The sequence below is a fragment of the Parabacteroides chinchillae genome, from assembly GCF_900108035.1.
GTDB classification, from domain to species: domain Bacteria; phylum Bacteroidota; class Bacteroidia; order Bacteroidales; family Tannerellaceae; genus Parabacteroides; species Parabacteroides chinchillae.
On record NZ_FNVS01000003.1, the window covers coordinates 77,102 to 96,452 of the forward strand.

Below are 19,351 nucleotides of genomic sequence, written 5' to 3' on the forward strand. Positions count from 1 at the left end.
TCAAAAATAACAAAAATGTGCAACAAATGTCCTTTTAACATGCCTGTTCGTTGTCTAAACCAGCGTTTTTGTGTAAAATTAAACCCAAAGGAGGTCACTCATTATTCCGTCAGAAATGAAGATTCCCCGGCGGGAAAAAGTTAAAGTTTCGTTTTCCTGAATCAGTAAGCCCTGTTTTTTATGGATTGCAGCTTGTTGTTCACAATAAGTTCTGAGTTTGTTTCCGAATTGCTCCTGAATTTTGTGAAGGTTGATGCCCCACATGGTTCGGAGTCCGGTTATGATATAGTCGTTGTAGCGGGTGTATAGATCCAGTTTTTCTTTTTCAATGGAAGGAATACCGGTATTGATGCTTTTGATATATGCGGGTAGGGATGAAATACCCCATTCTCGTTCTGTTCCATTGTAGGAATGGGCGGACGGGCCAAGGCCTAAATACTTTTTTCCTGTCCAGTATGAACTATTATGTTGGGATATGAATCCGGGCTTGGCAAAGTTGGAAATTTCATAATGCTGATAACCGGCTTCGGTCAGTTTATCTATCAGTGACGAAAACAGGCTGACGCTTAAATCTTCCGCTATAGGTTGTATTTTTCCGGCTTCTTTTAATTTGTATAGCGCAGTTCCTTCTTCATATATAAGATGATAGGATGAGAGATGGGGTACGTTTAATTCTATTGCCTCGTCCAGATTATGTATCCAATCGGCCAAAGTCTGGTTAGGAAGACCGTAGATAAGATCAATGCTGATATTGTATATGCCGTTGTCTTTACAAAGATTGACTGCTTCAATAGCTTGCTTGCGGTTATGCCTGCGATTAAGAAAATGAAGGTCTGTTTCCTTAAAACTCTGCACTCCCATACTAACCCTGTTAAATGGAAAGTTGCAGAGCATGGCTACATATTCGGGAGTCATATCGTCCGGGTTTGCCTCTAGTGTAACTTCCTGGCAGTTTGAGCAGTTGAATGAGCGATAGATTGCGTCAAATATTCTTTCAAAATCAAAAGCTTCTAACTGGGAGGGTGTACCACCTCCGAAATAAATAGTATTCAAAGGTTCGTTGGCTAAATATTCTTTTCTGAGGTCTATTTCCCTGATGATGGCGGCTACATACGATTCTTTGTATTTCATCTTCGTATTGGAAAAAAAATCGCAGTACAAGCATCGCTTGGCACAAAATGGAACGTGTATATAAAGCCCTGCCATATTGTTTGGTTTGATTGTTTAACGTAGCAAACTTAAATAAAAATAGCCATTGCTTTGGTTTATGACGCGACTTTTTGAGACTTTTAAAGTCTAGCCTGCTTAATAACATAGTTCTCAAACAGGGGTGTATGCGTTGCTTTTCTCCTTAACAATCTCTAATTTGCGGCCTCATGACGCGATATTCATGAAAAAGAAACTTTATTGTTAAACTCATTAAATACCTGAAATCATGAAAGTATACCAAACAAACGAAATTAAGAACATTTCTATCTTGGGAAGTTCGGGCTCTGGGAAAACCACTCTCGCTGAAGCTATGCTTTACGAGGGTGGAGTTATAAAACGTCGTGGCACAGTGGACGGTGGTAATACGGTGTGCGACTATTTCCCGGTTGAGAAGGAGTATGGTTACTCAGTGTTCTCAACCGTTTTCAGTGTTGAATGGCAGGATCGTAAACTGAATTTTATAGATTGTCCCGGTTCGGATGACTTTATAGGCGGTGCGGTTTCGGCTTTGAACGTGACAGATACGGCGTTGATGGTATTGAATGCCCAATATGGAGTTGAGGTGGGAACTATTAATCAGTTCCGGTATACAGAACAATTTCATAAACCGGTTATCTTTGTGGTAAACCAGTTGGATAATGATAAAGCGGATTTTGACGGGACTGTTGCCCAACTGCAAGACCGTTGGGGAGGGAAAGTGGTTTTAATCCAGTATCCGGTGAATGTAGGTGCTGCTTTTAATGCAGTCGTTGATGTGTTGAAGATGAAGATGTATCGTTGGAAACCGGAAGGAGGAGTTCCTGAAGTATTGGAAATACCGGAGGATGAAATGGAAAAAGCCATGGATTTGCACAAAACACTGGTTGAAGCTGCAGCCGAACATGATGACATGCTGATGGAAAAATTCTTTGAAGAAGGAACTTTGAGCGAAGATGATATGCGTGCAGGCATTCGTGCAGGTTTGGTAAGACGCGATATGTTTCCTGTATTTTGCGTGTGCGCAGGTCGTGATATGTGCGTGCGCCGTACCTTGGAATTCTTAGGGAACGTGGTTCCTTGTACAGATAAAATGCCTCGCCTGATAACAACAGAAGGCGTGGAAGTTACTCCGGATTCAAATGGCCCTACCAGTTTGTTTTTCTTTAAAACTACAGTAGAACCTCATATCGGTCAGGTTTCTTATTTTAAAGTGATATCAGGTAAAGTAAAGGAAGGTGATGATTTAATGAATGCCGACCGTGGTTCGAAAGAACGTATTGCCCAGCTATTCTCTGTTGCGGGTCAGAACCGTAACGAGGTAACGGAAATGGTTGCCGGAGATATTGGTGCAACTGTGAAGTTGAAAGACGTTCGCCGTGGTAATACGTTGAATGGAAAGGGATGCGATTATCGTTTTGACTTTATAAAATATCCTGACCCTAAATACCGTCGTGCTGTTAAACCTGTGAATGAAGCGGATGCAGAAAAGATGATGGAGATATTGATTCGTATGCGTGAGGAAGATCCGACATGGGTAATAGAACAATCAAAGGAATTGAAGCAAACTATTGTTTCCGGCCAGGGTGAATTCCATCTTCGTACATTAAAATGGAGAATCGAAAACAATGATAAAGTAGCAATCGAATATATTGAACCCAAAATACCATATCGTGAAACGATTACTAAAGCCGCACGTGCGGATTATCGTCACAAGAAACAATCCGGTGGTGCAGGTCAGTTTGGCGAAGTTCATTTGATTATAGAACCGTATTACGAAGGTATGCCGGCTCCGGATATGTATCGTTTTGGCGGACAGGAATACAAAATCAGTGTGCGCGATACGCAGATAATTGATCTCGATTGGGGTGGTAAGCTTGTGTTTGTAAATAGTATTGTTGGCGGAGCTATTGATGCCCGTTTCTTACCGGCTATTCTGAAAGGTATTATGGGACGTATGGAACAAGGTCCATTAACCGGTTCGTATGCCCGTGATGTACGTATAATTGTTTATGATGGAAAGATGCACCCGGTAGATAGTAATGAAATATCTTTCATGCTTGCAGGCCGTAATGCTTTCAGCACTGCATTTAAGGAAGCCGGGCCAAAGATTCTGGAGCCGGTTTATGATGTGGAGGTTTCTGTTCCAGCCGACTATTTGGGAGATGTAATGAGTGATCTGCAAGGACGTCGTGCTATCATTATGGGTATGAATAGTGAAAAGGGATTTGAGAAATTATCGGCAAAAGTTCCTTTGAAAGAAATGTCTTCTTATTCTACTTCTTTGAGTTCTATAACTGGTGGCCGTGCTTCATTTACAATGAAATTTGCTAATTATGAGCTTGTTCCGTCTGATGTACAAGATAAATTATTGAAGGCTTATGAAGCTACTCAGTCGGAAGAGTGATTTATAAATAATAATTAATACATTTGGATTGGAGGGCTGTTCCTGTGAGGGAATAGCCCTTTGTCATTTTATCTTCATTGTCTTGTTTTATAGTTGTAATATAGATATCGTTCATTTGTTCTGTATTAAATTAGAGAAACAACATGGAATTAAGAACATATTACCCGACAATAGTCTTATCCGATATTCATTTAGGTTCCGAGCATTCACGAACGGAAGAAGTAACCAACTTCCTGAAACATGTAGATTGCAAACATCTTATTTTAAATGGTGATATTATTGACGGCTGGCAACTTAAAAAAACTGGTAAACGGTGGAAGCAAAAACATACGGACTTCTTTAAAGTATTAATGAAAATGATGGAGAAGAGAGGAACACAGATTATTTATGTTCGTGGAAACCATGATGACTTTCTGGATAACTTAATACCTTTTCAAATATCGAATGTCTCTATTGTAAAAGATTATTTGTTGGAAAGCCACGGCAAACGCTATCTGGTAACGCATGGTGACATTTTTGATACAGTTACTTCCAATATGCGTTGGCTGGCAATGCTGGGAGATGCCGGATATACATTTCTCCTGTGGGTGAATAAGATATATAACCGTTATCGTGAAAAAAAAGGTAAAACTTATTATTCTTTATCTCAAAAAGTAAAACATAAAGTTAAAAGCGCTGTTTCATATATATCGAAGTTTGAAAGTGAACTGGTAAGATTGGCCGAGGCCAAAAGACTGGATGGCATTATATGTGGCCACATCCATCAGGCTGCCAATGTGTATTATGGGAATATTCATTATCTGAACTCGGGTGATTGGGTCGAAAGTATGACTGCCCTTGTAGAAAATGAAGATGGAGAATGGAATGTTATCTCTTACAGTAATCTGGAAAACAATACGGAAAAAGATATACAAAAAGAACATTATTATTCAGCTGTTATATGAAGATACTTTTTATTGTGCAGGGTGAGGGTAGAGGACATTTAACCCAGGCATTGTCTTTAAAACAGAAACTCGTTGCCGAAGGACATGAAGTAGTAGGCGTGCTTGTTGGTAAGAGTCCCGCACGCAGGTTGCCTTTGTTCTTTACGGAGAAAATAGCAACGCCTGTTTTTTCTTTTGAAAGTCCTAACTTTTTGCCGACAGCTAAAAATAAACAAGCTAATTTATTGAAGAGTGTTGTTTATAATTCGGCCCGCCTGCATAAATATGTAGCAAGTATATTATATATAAACCGGATTATAAAGGAGACAAAAGCGGATGTGGTTGTGAATTTTTATGAGTTGCTGACCGGATTGACCTATTTATTCTTCCGCCCCCGGGCAAAAATGATATGCATCGCCCATCAATACCTTTTTCTACACCCGAACTTTAGTTTCCCTAGGTTAAACTCTTTGTCTCTGGCTTCTCTCAAATTCTTTACCCTGATGACAGCAATTGGTTCGGTGAAGAAACTGGCTTTATCTTTTAGGAAGATGCGTGAAGTTCCATCAAAGAGGATAATTGTGGTACCTCCTTTGCTAAGGCAAGAGGTGCTTGAAGCAACACCCCGTAATGGCAATTATTTACATGGTTATCTTTTAAATAGCGGTTTTAGTGAAGAAATTGGGACTTGGCATAAAAAGCATCCGCAGGTAAGTATGCATTTCTTTTGGGATAAAAAGAACGTTTCTGCGGAATTGCAGGTGGATACGAATCTGACATTCCACCAATTAAATGACACACTTTTTATTGAATATATGGCTGGAGCAAAGGCATATGCAACAACAGCCGGTTTTGAATCTGTTTGCGAGGCGATGTATTTGAATAAGCCTGTCCTTATGGTTCCTACTCATATAGAACAAGCTTGCAACGCTTTCGACGCCTCTTTGGAGGGAGCTGGTATCATAAGTAACCAATTCGATTTGGATACCTTACTCGATTTATCAGAAACACACAAACCTAATACCCGCTTCTCTCATTGGGTAAAACAAACAGACTGGCTCATTTTGCGTGAATTCCGCTCCGACTTACTGGTAGATGAAGAGCCGGTCCCAACTTTTTTCCAGCGCTTTATAACAAACTGGACTTGTCGGTTGGGACGGTTTCTTCCTATTTAATCTTTACTTATCCAATGCCTGTTTTATATCTGCAATGATATCGTCTGCATTTTCGATACCTACGGAGAAACGGATCAGATCGGGTGCAACTCCTGCTTCTATCAATTGTTCGTCGGTAAGTTGACGGTGTGTATGGCTGGCAGGATGAAGAACACAGGTACGGGCATCTGCTACGTGGGTTACGATAGCTGCCAGTTGCAGGCTGTCCATAAACTTGATTGCTACATCGCGTCCGCCTTTTAATCCGAATGACAAAACTCCGCAAGAACCGTTTGGCAAATATTTCTTGGCTAATGTATGATGTTTGTTGTCTTCCAGGTCCGGATAGTTAACCCAGGCTACTTTGTCGCATTTTTGTAACCATTTGGCTACAGCCAAAGCATTTTTACAATGTTGAGGTACACGTAAATGCAGTGTCTCAAGTCCTAAATTCAACAAGAATGCATTCTGTGGAGCTTGTATGGCTCCCAGGTCGCGCATCAACTGGCTGGTAGCTTTGGTGATAAAAGCCCCTTTACCGAAGGCTTTACTATAAGTAAGTCCGTGATATGACGGATCGGGTTGGCAAAGGCCTGGGAATTTATCGGCATGCGCATCCCAGTCAAAGTTGCCACTGTCAACAATGCAGCCTCCTACAGCAGTTGCGTGGCCGTCCATATATTTTGTTGTGGAATGAGTAACAATGTCTGCCCCCCATTCAAACGGACGGCAGTTAATAGGTGTTGCAAACGTATTGTCAACGATCAGAGGAACGCCGTGCTTATGGGCTATACGGGCAAATTTCTCTATATCCAATACCATTACTCCGGGATTGGAAAGTGTCTCTCCAAACATTAGTTTTGTATTTGGACGGAACGCTTTGCTTATTTCTTCCTCGCAGGCATCCTGGTCAACGAATGTACATTCAATTCCTAACTTCTTAAGCGTAACAGCCAACAGGTTATATGTTCCGCCATAAATGCTGGTTGCGCTTACAATATGATCGCCTGCCTCGCAGATATTGAAGAAGGCATAAAAACTGGCTGCCTGTCCGGATGAAGTAAGCATAGCAGCAACGCCTCCTTCAAGGGCGGCAATTTTGGCGGCTACGGCTTCGTTTGTCGGATTTTGCAAGCGGGTATAGAAGAATCCGCTCTCTTCCAGGTCGAAAAGTTTCGCCATCTGTTCGCTGGTTTCATACTTGAATGTCGTACTCTGATAAATAGGTAGTACTCGTGGTTCTCCTTTTTGGGGTTGCCAGCCGGCCTGTACACACAGGGTTTCCGGTTTCAATTTGTTTGCCATATTGATTCTGTTTTTTACTTGAGTTGCAAATGTAAGGATTATTACTTTTCTGTCAGGAGAAAAGTAATTACAATATTCTTTTTTGTAAAATACGGAACCAGATAAAAGCAACAATCCCCTTAAGCATACTTGAAATACTGATGGCCCACCATACGCCTGCTACACCGAATCCTATCGCTGTGAGCCCGATGGCTATCGGAACACGAAGCGTGTTAAACGTGATACTGATAATCGCAGGAGGCATAGTGCGTCCTGTTCCATAGAATATTCCCTGGGTTGTGATTTCAAGCATCATAAATATCATGGAATAGCCGTCTATGCGGAGGAAGATCCCACCTGCTTCATAGGCTGCTTGTTCCGGTACGATCAATGAAAATATTTCACTTCCGTAGAAAACAAATAAAAAAGTACAAAGAATACCGAGCGTTGTTGTCATCTTCATTGTCGTGTAGTAAGCACTCATAACCCTCTCTTTACATTTGGCAGCATAATTTTGTGCTACGAATGCGCTGAGCGACATGCTGAATCCCTGAGATGTATTCCAGGCAATTGCTTCTAATTGTCCGCCGGCTGTAAGCGTCATTAACCCGATATGTCCTCCGTAAGTAGAGGCTGTACGTGCCATGAATAGGTTAATAATAGCGAAGAATGTATTAAGTGCCGCAACAGGAAGTCCTAGTTGGAAGATACGTTTTGCATATTTGCTCTTCAATTTGGTGAAGAAAGGGAATCCGCCAAGCAGTTTACCTCTCTTTTTTAATTGATAGATAAAGAGGACAACTACAATTCCTTCTGATAGCCATGTAGCCCATGCCGCGCCAGCTGTTCCCCATCCTAATCCGAAGATAAATAAGGGGTCCAGAATCATATTCATCACAAGTCCTGTCCCACTTATATAAAATGGAACTTTGCTTAGTCCGGCTGCATAATAGATGCCTGTGAAAGCATACGTAAGGAATATAAATGGAAATGCTGTAGAAATGATCTGCAGATATTCCACGGCTTTTGTGGCAATCGGTGTTTCCAGTTTATAAATGTCGACAATAGGATTTGCAAAAACGAATAGCAATAGCCCCCAACAGATGGAAAGTATCAGGGCAATGGTCAGGTTATGAGATGCATAAAGTCTGGCATCTTTCTGGTTCTGGGCTCCGATGCTTTGCCCTACGCTGACTTCTGCTCCTATTTTATTTAATAAGGCGATCGAATTGGTCATCCAGGTAAGAATACCCACTGCTCCAACGGCAGCTACCGATTCGCTTCCCAGTCGTCCAACCCAGGCCATATCTGTTATGCTGTATGCCATTTGGATGAAGGAGGTTCCCATTATGGGGATTGCCAGATTGAATAATTGGCGGGTGATAGGGCCTTTTGTTAGATTTTTTGTACCGTGCATGACTGACCGTCTGAATTTTGTGCGAAAGTAAAAATATTTTTTTATCTTTAGCGCTGCTAATCTTAAAGAAAATAATAAAGATATGATTACAAGAAGAAATTTTTTAAAAGCAGGAGCTGCTGTTGCTGCTTTAAGTGTGGTACCTGATGGATTCGCTTCTGTGTTGGCGAATAAAGAAAAAGCAATAGGTTTGCAATTATACAGTGTGCGCGAGGATTTGGAGAAAAACTTCGATGCAACGATGAAAGCTGTAGTGAACATTGGTTACAAACGATTGGAAGCAGCCGGCTATAAAGAAGGTAAGTTTTATGGCAAAACTCCTGCTGAAATGAAGAAATACCTGAATGATTTGGGAGCTAAAATGGTTGGTTCGCATACCGGAAGTGGCCTGATTGCCAATGGTAATGCCGAAGGTTGGGATTTCTGGAAGAAGAATATGGATGCTACTTCCGAATTGGGTTGCAAGTGGATTATACAAGCCGGTTATCCTGCCGGAGATATTAAGAGCATTTCGGATGTAAGACGTTTGGCAGACCAGTTTAATAAGTGTGGCGAAATGGCAAAAGCTAACGGTCTGCGCTTTGCTTTCCATAACCATGTGGACGAATTTCATAAGCTGGACGGAGAGATTCCTTTCGACGTCATGATCGAGAATACTGACAAAGATTTGGTTGCTTTCCAGATGGATACGGCACAAGTGGTATTCGGAGGCTATAAATGCCATGATTATGTAAACCGTTATCCGGGACGTTTCTCTAACTGGCACCTGAAAGATGCCAATCCGAATGGAAAAGGTAGTACGGAAATGGGAAAAGGCATGGTAGATTTCAAAGCTTTGTTTGCCGTGGCGGATAAAGCCGGATTGGAAGATTACTTCATAGAACAGGAAACTTATAATATGACACCGCTACAAGCAGTGAAATATGATTACGACTTCTTGATGAAAGCACCATACGTGAAATTTTAGTAGCCTAAAGCTATGAAATAGAGTTAACAAAAGAAGAGGGGCTGTCTGAACAATCAGACAGCCCCTCTCTTATATTCCGTAGGGTCGTGTTTACCGGATAAATAACAGTTCGCGGTATTTCGGTAGCGGCCACATCTGGTTGTCCACCATCAGTTCCAACTCATCTATATGGTCGCGTATAGCATCCAGATAAGGAGCCACTGTATCGTGATAAGCAACAGCACGTGTGCGAAGGTCGCCGATGCGGTTTGCCATCTTGCGGGCTTCGATCATTTCGTCTGTCATTTTTGTAACGCAACCTACATGCTGAGATATTTTACGTACCAAACGACGCGGCTCTGCAGCCAACTCCTCATATTCTTCCGCACTGAATGTCTCTTTTAGTTTGGTGATATTGCTGAGTAATAAAGACTGGTAATGCAGTACTACCGGAATGATATGGTTCATTGACAGATCACCCAATACGCGCGCTTCTATCTGTACTTTTTTGATATAGACTTCCCATTTTACTTCGTTGCGTGCTTCCAGCTCCTTCTCACTCAGTACGCCGGTAGCTGTAAACATTTTTATTACTTCCGGTTTTAGATAAGCATCGTATTGTAACGGAACGCTGTTTTCGCAATCCAGCCCGCGGCGTGCAGCTTCCGCTTTCCATTCGTCGCAGTAACCGTTACCGTCGAAACGGATCGGTTTGGATTCTTTTATATACTCTTTCAGTACTTCAAAGATGGCAGCTTCCTTGCTTTTTCCGGCAGCGCGAAGTGCTTCCACATCTTTCTTGAATTGGCGTAGCTGATAGGCTACGGCAGAATTTAATGCCAGCATGGCCGAACCGCAGTTGGCTGATGAACCCAATGCACGGAACTCAAAACGGTTCCCGGTGAAAGCAAAAGGCGACGTACGGTTACGGTCGGTATTATCTAATAACAGTTCGGGTATTTGCCCGAATCCCAGATGTAAGCGTTTCTTATCGTCTACTTCTATGGCATCTTCAATGGAACTGTTTTCGAACTTGTCCAATATCTCTGAAATCTGTGTTCCCAGGAAAGAGGAAATGATTGCAGGAGGCGCTTCGTTTGCTCCCAAACGATGTGCATTCGTAGCCGATGCAATACTGGCTTTCAGTAATGCATTGTATTTATATACAGCCATCAGAGTGTTGACTACGAAAGTAATGAAGCGCAAATTGTCTTCGCGGTCTTTGCCCGGTGAGAATAAGTTGATGCCTGTATCTGTACCCATCGACCAATTGCAGTGTTTGCCCGAACCGTTCACACCGTTGAATGGCTTTTCGTGCAACAATACACGGAAATTGTGATGCCGTGCAACGCGTTTCATAACCGACATGAGTAACTGGTTATGGTCGTTTGCCAGATTACATTCTTCATAAATAGGTGCTAATTCGAACTGGTTCGGAGCAACCTCATTATGGCGGGTTTTTACCGGAATACCCAGTTTATAACATTCGATTTCCAACTCTTTCATGAACTCTTGTACACGAGAAGGAATGGCGCCGAAATAATGATCGTCCAACTGCTGGTTTTTGGCACTTTCGTGTCCCAGTAAAGTACGTTCTGTCAATGATAAGTCCGGGCGTGCAGAATATAAATCTTCATCAACTAGGAAATATTCCTGTTCCCAGCCAAGGAAGGTGATTACTTTATTTACGTCTTCATCAAAATAGTTGCAAACTTCTTTTGCCGCTTTTCCTAAAGCCTCAACCGAGCGGATCAACGGAGTTTTATAGTCTAACGCTTCGCCTGTGTAGGCAATGAAGACGGTAGGGATACATAAAGTGTCGTCTACGATGAATGCCGGAGACGAAGGATCCCAGGCCGAATATCCGCGGGCTTCGAAGGTGTTTCTTAAACCTCCGTTTGGAAAGCTGGATGCATCCGGTTCCTGTTGTACAAGCAGTTTTCCGCTGAATTCTTCAATCATGCCGCCATTGCCGTCATGTTCAACAAAAGCGTCATGCTTTTCGGCAGTTCCGTCTGTAAGTGGTTGAAACCAGTGCGTGTAGTGGGTAACGCCTTTTTCCAGGGCCCACATACGCATACCGGCAGCTACGTGGTTAGCAAATTGCCGGTCGATAGGAGCACCATTGTCAATGGCGTGGGTTAAGGCTTTGTAAGTTTCTTGCGAAAGATACTTTTGCATAGCCTTACGGTTAAAAACATTCTCACCGAAATATTCGGATACTTTACGATTGGGAGTGATTACTTCGACGGCTTTACGGTTGGAAGCCTTCTCTACTGCATTAAAGCGTGAGATTGACATACGGATTGTTTTTATGTTATACCGGCGGCAAAGATACAAGCAAATCTTCATTTTGGCTTACAGATCGTTGTTAAAATATATATTCCTGCGGATGAGAGTTTGAATTTTATCAGGAAGCTCTTTTTCTATTGTTCGCAAACCGGATTCCCTGTTTCACAAATTATAATAGTTATCTTTTTACGTAGCCTTTAGTTTTGTTTCCGTAGGCTTACAGAGATAACAAAATAACAGGCGGGTTCCGAAAAGCCTTTAACAGAGTAGGAGGGTAAACAGATAATAATTATGGCAGGATATGTAAAGGAATTGCCTCAGGACTTAAAGAGTGCAATCGAGACTCTCTCTGGCTTTACGTTAGATGATGTAAGAGTGCATTATGACTCTCCCAGGCCGGCAAACATTAATGCGCTTGCTTATGCACAAGGAACAAATATTTATTTAGGTCCGGGACAGGAGTACCTTTTATCTCATGAAGCCTGGCATGTAGTTCAGCAAATGCAAGGACGTGTGCAGCCTACAACCGTAGTAGGAGGAATGCCTGTGAATGATAATGCAGAGCTTGAACGTGAGGCCGACTTGATGGGGCAAAGAGCTATGCGGGTAGCTAATGGAGAAGAAGCGGCTTCTCCGGTGCCGGAGGCTTCTCGTAAAGAGTTAAAAGATGTAGCGCAGCTAAATGAGGTTACGTTGCAGAATGGAAAATTTACCTCGAAATGGAAATCTCGTGATGAGCAAAACGGAGCAGAAATGACATTAAAGTTCCAGCCAAATATTGCGAAGGATCATGTTGTAGGATTGATACAAATGATCCTGGGACAGGACATACCGAACTAAAGTTGAGTTGATAACTGTCAGCCAAGCGGTTGACAGTTATCAACTCAACTTTTTTAGGCGGGAAAATACTACCGTATTCTATAAACAGAATAGCATTTGCCATAGACATAAACCCATTTAGGGCTATTAATCAGAATATACTCCAGGCCACAGTCAGGCCGGCCATTACAATTGCAACCATACTCATAAGTTTAATGAGTATGTTGAGACTTGGACCGGATGTGTCTTTGAACGGATCGCCAACAGTGTCTCCAACGACAGTTGCTTTGTGGGCTTCGCTTCCTTTGCCCCCATGATTACCTTCTTCAATATGTTTCTTTGCATTATCCCAGGCACCGCCGGCATTAGCCATAAATACAGCCAGTACGAATCCGGTACTTAATCCGCCAATAAGTAGGCCTACAACACCCGAAACACCGAATATAAAACCTGTCAATACCGGAGCAATAATTGCCAGCATGGAGGGAAGAACCATTTCGTGTTGAGCACCTTTTGTTGCTATTTCTACACAGCGGGCGTAATCTGGTTCAGCCTCGCCGGTAAGGATACCTTTTATTTCGCGGAACTGGCGGCGAACTTCTTCTACCATGTGGCCTGCTGCACGTCCTACAGCATTCATGGTAAGCCCACAAAACATGAAGGCCATCATAGAACCGATAAACATGCCGGATAATACTTTTGGATTCATCAATGTAATATCATAATAAAACATGAAGTCGGAGAAAGAAGCTTTGGATATTTCGATAGTACGTCCGTCGGCAAAAGAAAGAACTGTTTCGCCAAGCCGTAATAGTCCTATTTTTATCTCTTCAATATAAGAAGCCAGCAATGCCAGTCCTGTTAATGCTGCCGAACCAATGGCAAAACCTTTGCCTGTAGCGGCCGTAGTATTTCCCAGAGAATCTAATGCGTCGGTACGCTTGCGTACTTCTTTCCCTAGTCCTGACATTTCTGCATTTCCTCCGGCATTGTCTGCTATCGGTCCGTAGGCATCTGTCGCTAATGTGATACCTAAGGTAGAAAGCATGCCCACAGCAGCTATGCCGATTCCGTATAATCCCATAGTTACGTTGTTGAAATCAAACCCGGAAGCAAATAAAAAAGAACATATAATGCCTGTGACGACAGCCAATACAGGAATGGCTGTTGAAAGCATACCTAATCCCAGACCGGAGATGATCACAGTGGCAGGGCCGGTTAATCCGGCTAGAGATACGTTTCGGGTAGGTTTGTATGACTGGGAGGTATAGTATTCCGTTGCTTGTCCGATAACTATGCCTACTAATAAACCGATTATAACGGAACATCCTATCCAGAACCAATTCTGCATACCTAACAGGTATAATATACCGAATGTGGAAATAGCAATCAGTACCGAACTGAGTGTTGTTCCTATGGCCAATGCTTTTAACAATGCTTTTATTGAAGCATCTTCTTTGGTTTGTACGGCAAATATACCGATGATTGATAAAACGATGCCTACGGCAGCAATTAACATGGGTGCAATAACAGCTTTGTATTGCATCTCTGTATCGCCTGATGCAACAAAAGCCGCTGCGCCTAATGCTGCAGTGGCAAGGATAGAACCGCAGTAGGATTCGTATAAATCGGCTCCCATGCCTGCAACATCGCCAACATTATCACCAACATTGTCTGCAATAGTAGCCGGATTGCGTGGATCGTCTTCTGGAATTCCTGCTTCAACCTTACCAACAAGATCAGCTCCTACATCTGCGGCTTTGGTGTAAATGCCACCACCTACGCGGGCGAACAGAGCTTGTGTTGAGGCACCCATTCCGAATGTCAGCATTGTTGTTGTAATGATTGTAAGTTTGTGTGTCGGGGCTAATGCTTCTTCCGGAATAAAGGCGTTCAGTAATATATACCAGAATGAAATATCGAGCAATCCGAGTCCTACCACAACTAATCCCATAACGGCACCGCTTCGGAAAGCTATTTGTAACCCTTTATTTAATGATGTACGTGCTGCATTGGCTGTCCGTGCAGAAGCATAAGTCGCTGTTTTCATTCCGAGGAACCCGGCAAGCCCTGAGAAAAAGCCGCCTGTCAGAAATGCAATGGGCACCCATTCGTTCTGAACTTTCAAACCGTAAGCCATAATGGAAAACAAGACAACAAGGCCAAGAAAGACAAGAGCCACTACTTTGTATTGTTGTTTCAGATAAGACATGGCTCCCGTACGTACATGCAATGCAATTTTTGCCATTAATTCAGTACCCTCACTCTCTTTCATCATCTGTCTGAAGAAATACCAGGCAAACGCCAGCGCTATGAGAGACGCCAGCGGAATAATCCAGAAAATACTTGTAACCATAGCCGACAGATTTAAAGTTTATGTAATATAGTAGAAATATTGACGCTTTATCTTTATCCGTAAATGTAGCAAAAATATAACCGGTGGGAAACTTTTTCATGAATAATTATGTTTCATACTAAAAAAAACAGCATATTTGTTACCGATATAAAGAAGTGAAATGCAGATGACAGGAGAAACGGATCGTAAAGCTTATAAATTAGGTTTAGCTCTGAGTGGAGGAGGAGCAAAGGGTTTTGCGCATATCGGAGTTTTCAAAATGCTTGAAGAATGTGCATTGATGCCGGATATAATAGCCGGAACAAGTGTAGGAGCTTTGATGGGAACGTTGTTTGCAGACGGATATACGGCAGACGAAATCAAGGAACTTTTTACCGGACGCGAGTTTTCTGAATTCGCCCAGTTACAGTTGCCCAAAGCCGGATTGTTTGATAGTAAACGCTTCCGTTATTTTCTGAAAAGGCATTTGAGAACTAAAAATATAGAGGATCTGAGAATCCCGATTGTAATTATGGCAACCGATTTGGATAATGGCGAAAGTCATGAGTTCCGGAGCGGTCCTATTGTTGAAGCTGTTACGGCTTCATGCAGCATTCCTATTATATTCAGTCCGGTTGTGATAAATGGAGTGCATTATGTGGATGGCGGATTGTTCCATAATTTCCCTGTCTCGATAATACGTGATGTATGTGATAAAGTAATAGGCGTGAATGTAAGTCCGCTTGTTTCTCAAAAATATAAGCAGACGATATTTCATATCGCAGAACGGTCTTATCATTATATGTTCCGTGCCAATACACTGGAAGACCGGGAGATGTGCGATGTGTTGATAGAAGCGGAAGAGTTCGGGCTGTATAAAACTTTCGACCTTGAAAATGTAGAGACTATAACAAATATCGGTTATGCCGCTGCCGGACGCGCTTTCGAGAAAGTGTTACGGGAAAACAAATTTGAAACGTTGGTGAAAGCTATTACTACAAAAAAGAACAGAGCTTTACAGCCTTAATGATTTTTGTGCGGGGCTTTCCGGAAATAAAAAACTGAGTCGATGAATAACACGATGAAACAAATGGAAAAGATGGTTATTTATCAGGTGTTCCCTCGATGGTTCGGGAACTTGAATGCTTCCCTGGTAAAGTATGGAGATAAAACGAAGAATGGCGTAGGAAAGTTCTCTGCTTTTACGCCGAAAGCTTTAGCCAAAATTAAGGAGTTGGGGATAACTCATATTTGGTATACCGGAGTAATAGAGCATGCAACAAAAACAGACTATACAGCTTATGGGATACGTAAAGATCATAATGCCGTAGTGAAAGGCAAGGCCGGTTCCCCTTACGCAATCAAAGATTATTATGATGTAGATCCGGACTTGGCGGACAACGTACATGGGCGAATGAAGGAGTTTGAAGAACTGGTGAAGCGTACGCACAATGCCGGAATGAAAGTTATTATAGACTTTGTGCCGAACCATGTGGCACGTCAATATAATTCGGATGTCCGGCTGCCGTTTGTGCAAGATTTGGGACAGCAAGATAATACAACAAAAGCATTTGATGCGAATAATAATTTTTATTATATGCCGGGGCAGTCGCTAACGCTGCATTTCGGAGCTCAGGAAGAAGACTACGAATATAGCGAATTCCCTGCTAAAGTTACAGGAAATAATTGTTTTAGTGCTTCTCCGGGAAAAAATGACTGGTATGAGACCGTGAAACTGAATTATGGTGTAGATTATATGAATGGCGGAACCTGCCATTTTGATCCTCGTCCCGGTACATGGGATAAAATGTTAGACATTTTACTGTTTTGGGCAGATAAAGGTGTTGACGGTTTCCGCTGCGATATGGCGGAGATGGTTCCGGTTGAGTTCTGGAATTGGGTTATTCCTGAGGTAAAGAAGATCTATAAGGATATAATATTCATTGCTGAAGTATATAATCCGGACGAGTATCGGAATTATATTTATACCGGACATTTTGATTATTTATACGATAAAGTAGGCTTGTATGATACAGTCCGTGCGGTTATGACGGGGCGGGCTCCTGCGAGTAATATTACATATTCCTGGCAAGCGTTGGAAGGTATCCGGCATAATATGTTGAATTTCTTGGAAAACCATGATGAACAACGTATCGCTTCGGATTTCTTTGCGGGCGATGCCCGTCCCGGAGTTCCCGGCATGATTGTTTCCGCAGCAATGAATGTGAATCCGGTAATGATATATAGCGGTCAGGAGGTTGGTGAACGTGGCATGGATCAGGAAGGGTTTAGCGGTCGTGACGGACGTACCACAATTTTTGATTATTGGAGTGTGGAGTCTTTGCGTAATTGGATCGATGACTGGAAGTTTGACGGAGGAAAACTAACTGATGATCAGAAACGGCTACGTGAAGTATATGGTAAATTATTGAATGTAGTGCACGATGAGCCTGTTATTGCAAATGGCGAGTTTTATGATTTGATGTATGCAAATAAATCGAATCCGTATTTTAATTCGCATCGTCAATATGTGTTTATGCGTAAGTATAAAAATGAAGTTTTATTGGTTGTAGTTAATTTTGACAAGGCGGAGCAAACTGTACGCGTGGAAATACCGGCTGATGCATTTAAAGCATTAGGTTTTGAAGATAACAAAGCAGCTGTATTGACAGACCTGCTGACAACAGAACATACCGTTAGTACACTCACTGATGCTTACCCTTATCAGGTAGTGCTTTCTGCTTATTCCGGCAAATTATTGAAATTTACTTATAATAATTGACAATTGTTTTATACCTTTGCGGCACATTAAAACAATTCACTTTAAGATAAATATTCGGAATAATGAGTGCACAAACTCCTTTCTTGGTGTTTTCGGGAACCAACTCCCGGTATCTTGCAGAGAAAATTTGCAACAGTCTAGGTTGTCCTCTGGGGCAGATGAACATTCAACACTTTGCCGATGGAGAATTCTCGGTTTCTTACGAAGAATCTATTCGTGGCAGGGATGTATTCTTGGTACAATCTACGTTTCCTAATTCGGACAATTTGATGGAACTGCTTTTAATGATTGATGCAGCCAAACGTGCTTCGGCTCATTCTATCATTGCGGTAATTCCTTATTTTGGCTGGGCACGCCAAGACAGAAAAGACCAACCCCGTGTGTCAATCGGTGCTAAGTTAATTGCTGATATGTTAAGTACGGCAGGTATTAACCGTTTGATTACGATGGATCTGCATGCTGATCAGATTCAGGGATTTTTCAATGTCCCGGTAGATCACTTGTATGCATCATCCGTATTCCTTGATTATATCAAGTCTTCTTTACCAATGGATAATTTGTGCATAGCTACGCCGGATGTCGGTGGTACAAAACGTGCCAGCAGTTATTCTAAATATTTGGGCTTGCCAATGGTGATTTGCCATAAATCCCGTTTACGTGCCAATGAAGTGGCAGAGATGCGTATTATTGGTGATGTGAAAGGATTGGATGTATTATTGGTTGACGACATGGTCGATACAGCTGGAACTATTACAAAGGCTGCTAACCTGATGATGGAAAATGGAGCTAAATCCGTACGTGCCATTGCCAGTCATGCCGTAATGTCGGACCCTGCTTCTACGCGTGTAGACCAGTCCGCGCTTACAGAGATGATCTTTACCGATTCTATACCTTATGCAAAAAAATGCGAGAAGGTGAAAGTGCTTTCTATTGCAGATATGTTTGCTGAGGCTATCCGTCGTGTATGTAAAGACGAATCTATCAGTTCATTGTATGTGATCAAATAAATTTTTCATATTAATAATACAAAAAAGCCTGTCAAAACAATTGACAGGCTTTTTTTATTTCTCTTTATTCCAATGTACCCTTTCAACGCATTAACGTATGGTTCGGGCTTTCTTGCCGACAAAGCTCTTTTCTACCTGGATGTAGCCTGCTTCATTCAGTTTATCTATTTGTACACTTAAATTGCCGGCCGTAGCTTCTGTTTTCTCTTTCAGATAGACAAAATCCGCTTCTTCTACCGAGAGAAGAATGGACATGACAGCCAACCGTAATTGTGAATGAAGTAATGGATCTAATTCTTTAAACATAAGCCGTTAGTTGTTGATTACCTTTGCTTTGATTACTAATCCGAGCATTGTTGTTGTCATGGAAACGATAAGCGCTTCCACAAATAGAATTGGCATAGCTGCAAACATACTGACAATGGGGGATATACAGCAGCATAAACCTGCGACAATCCATGTTTTTTTTCTTTTGTTGACTGAATCTTTTGTTCACCTTCTTACCGCTCTTAAAACTCCAGGAGAGTGAGACTTTATTGGCATAATCTACAATCCATTTCAGGATGGAACCCTTATTGTCGAATTTGGATAAACTTGAAAAACTGGTTTTATTATCCGGATATAGTCTGACTGATGTCATTTCACTTCCATCTTTGGGTATGAAGGTAGCTGAGGCAGCTGCATTGACTGTCCATTTCCCGATCCGGGCATTTAATGAGCCAGAAGGAAGATAGCGACTGAAAGAGGTAGCAAATGTCGTTCCCATCAGTATAATCTTGCTTTCTCCTGGAATAGGTAGG

At 42.0% G+C, this 19,351-nt stretch carries 14 protein-coding genes and 1 pseudogene; 8 read left to right on the plus strand and 7 right to left on the minus strand.

The annotated features are described in order from the left end of the window. Positions 1 to 78: 78 nt before the first annotated feature. The gene (hemW, locus tag C4S38_RS03545) at positions 79 to 1,206 is read right to left on the minus strand and encodes a radical SAM family heme chaperone HemW (protein ID WP_103982580.1); all 1,128 of its coding nucleotides are present in this window, start codon (positions 1,204 to 1,206) and stop codon (positions 79 to 81) included. 229 nt (positions 1,207 to 1,435) lie between these two features. On the opposite strand from hemW, the gene C4S38_RS03550 reads away from it, so the two are divergent. From C4S38_RS03550 to C4S38_RS03560, 3 genes are all read left to right on the plus strand, one after another. Then, positions 1,436 to 3,592 (plus strand): elongation factor G, encoded by a 2,157-nt coding sequence (locus tag C4S38_RS03550; RefSeq protein ID WP_099464273.1) that lies wholly within the window; start codon positions 1,436 to 1,438, stop codon positions 3,590 to 3,592. Positions 3,593 to 3,735: 143 nt separating this feature from the next. Further along, positions 3,736 to 4,536: a UDP-2,3-diacylglucosamine diphosphatase gene (locus C4S38_RS03555; protein WP_099464272.1), complete on the plus strand. Its 801-nt coding sequence runs from the start codon at positions 3,736 to 3,738 to the stop codon at positions 4,534 to 4,536. After that, entirely contained in the window at positions 4,533 to 5,690 is a 1,158-nt protein-coding gene (locus C4S38_RS03560) for a glycosyltransferase family protein (RefSeq protein WP_103982581.1), read from the plus strand. Before C4S38_RS03555 ends, C4S38_RS03560 begins: the two co-directional genes overlap by 4 nt. A 3-nt stretch (positions 5,691 to 5,693) precedes the next feature. Here the strand turns inward: C4S38_RS03560 and C4S38_RS03565 are convergent, their stop codons facing one another. Further along, entirely contained in the window at positions 5,694 to 6,974 is a 1,281-nt protein-coding gene (locus C4S38_RS03565) for an O-acetylhomoserine aminocarboxypropyltransferase/cysteine synthase family protein (RefSeq protein WP_103982582.1), read from the minus strand. 67 nt (positions 6,975 to 7,041) lie between these two features. Beyond that, positions 7,042 to 8,370, minus strand: coding sequence for an MATE family efflux transporter (locus C4S38_RS03570; RefSeq protein WP_103982583.1), 1,329 nt, complete (start codon positions 8,368 to 8,370; stop codon positions 7,042 to 7,044). Positions 8,371 to 8,452: 82 nt separating this feature from the next. On the opposite strand from C4S38_RS03570, the gene C4S38_RS03575 reads away from it, so the two are divergent. Then, on the plus strand, positions 8,453 to 9,337 hold the full coding sequence (locus C4S38_RS03575; protein WP_099464268.1) for a TIM barrel protein: 885 nt from the start codon (positions 8,453 to 8,455) through the stop codon (positions 9,335 to 9,337). A 90-nt stretch (positions 9,338 to 9,427) separates the two neighbouring features. Here C4S38_RS03575 and C4S38_RS03580 read toward each other — a convergent pair whose 3' ends face one another. Beyond that, positions 9,428 to 11,617, minus strand: coding sequence for a glutamine synthetase III family protein (locus tag C4S38_RS03580; RefSeq protein ID WP_099464267.1), 2,190 nt, complete (start codon positions 11,615 to 11,617; stop codon positions 9,428 to 9,430). A gap of 282 nt (positions 11,618 to 11,899) precedes the next feature. On the opposite strand from C4S38_RS03580, the gene C4S38_RS16315 reads away from it, so the two are divergent. Beyond that, positions 11,900 to 12,448: an eCIS core domain-containing protein gene (locus C4S38_RS16315; RefSeq protein ID WP_103982584.1), complete on the plus strand. Its 549-nt coding sequence runs from the start codon at positions 11,900 to 11,902 to the stop codon at positions 12,446 to 12,448. 130 nt (positions 12,449 to 12,578) lie between these two features. Here the strand turns inward: C4S38_RS16315 and C4S38_RS03590 are convergent, their stop codons facing one another. Then, entirely contained in the window at positions 12,579 to 14,783 is a 2,205-nt protein-coding gene (locus tag C4S38_RS03590) for a sodium-translocating pyrophosphatase (RefSeq protein ID WP_103982585.1), read from the minus strand. Between the two features lie 166 nt (positions 14,784 to 14,949). Between C4S38_RS03590 and C4S38_RS03595 the strand changes: the two genes are divergently transcribed. From C4S38_RS03595 to C4S38_RS03605, 3 genes are all read left to right on the plus strand, one after another. Beyond that, on the plus strand, positions 14,950 to 15,789 hold the full coding sequence (locus C4S38_RS03595) for a patatin-like phospholipase family protein (protein ID WP_099464849.1): 840 nt from the start codon (positions 14,950 to 14,952) through the stop codon (positions 15,787 to 15,789). A gap of 54 nt (positions 15,790 to 15,843) precedes the next feature. Beyond that, the gene (locus C4S38_RS03600; protein ID WP_103982651.1) at positions 15,844 to 17,544 is read left to right on the plus strand and encodes an alpha-amylase family glycosyl hydrolase; all 1,701 of its coding nucleotides are present in this window, start codon (positions 15,844 to 15,846) and stop codon (positions 17,542 to 17,544) included. A 62-nt stretch (positions 17,545 to 17,606) separates the two neighbouring features. Further along, positions 17,607 to 18,551 (plus strand): ribose-phosphate pyrophosphokinase, encoded by a 945-nt coding sequence (locus C4S38_RS03605; RefSeq protein ID WP_103982586.1) that lies wholly within the window; start codon positions 17,607 to 17,609, stop codon positions 18,549 to 18,551. A gap of 96 nt (positions 18,552 to 18,647) precedes the next feature. Here the strand turns inward: C4S38_RS03605 and C4S38_RS03610 are convergent. Together C4S38_RS03610 and C4S38_RS03615 are read right to left on the minus strand one after the other, a co-directional pair. Next, a pseudogene (locus C4S38_RS03610) lies at positions 18,648 to 18,857 on the minus strand (winged helix-turn-helix domain-containing protein); the annotation flags it as partial. Next, positions 18,850 to 19,317 (minus strand): hypothetical protein, encoded by a 468-nt coding sequence (locus C4S38_RS03615; RefSeq protein WP_103982587.1) that lies wholly within the window; start codon positions 19,315 to 19,317, stop codon positions 18,850 to 18,852. The pseudogene C4S38_RS03610 and the gene C4S38_RS03615, both read right to left, overlap by 8 nt. Positions 19,318 to 19,351 lie beyond the last annotated feature (34 nt).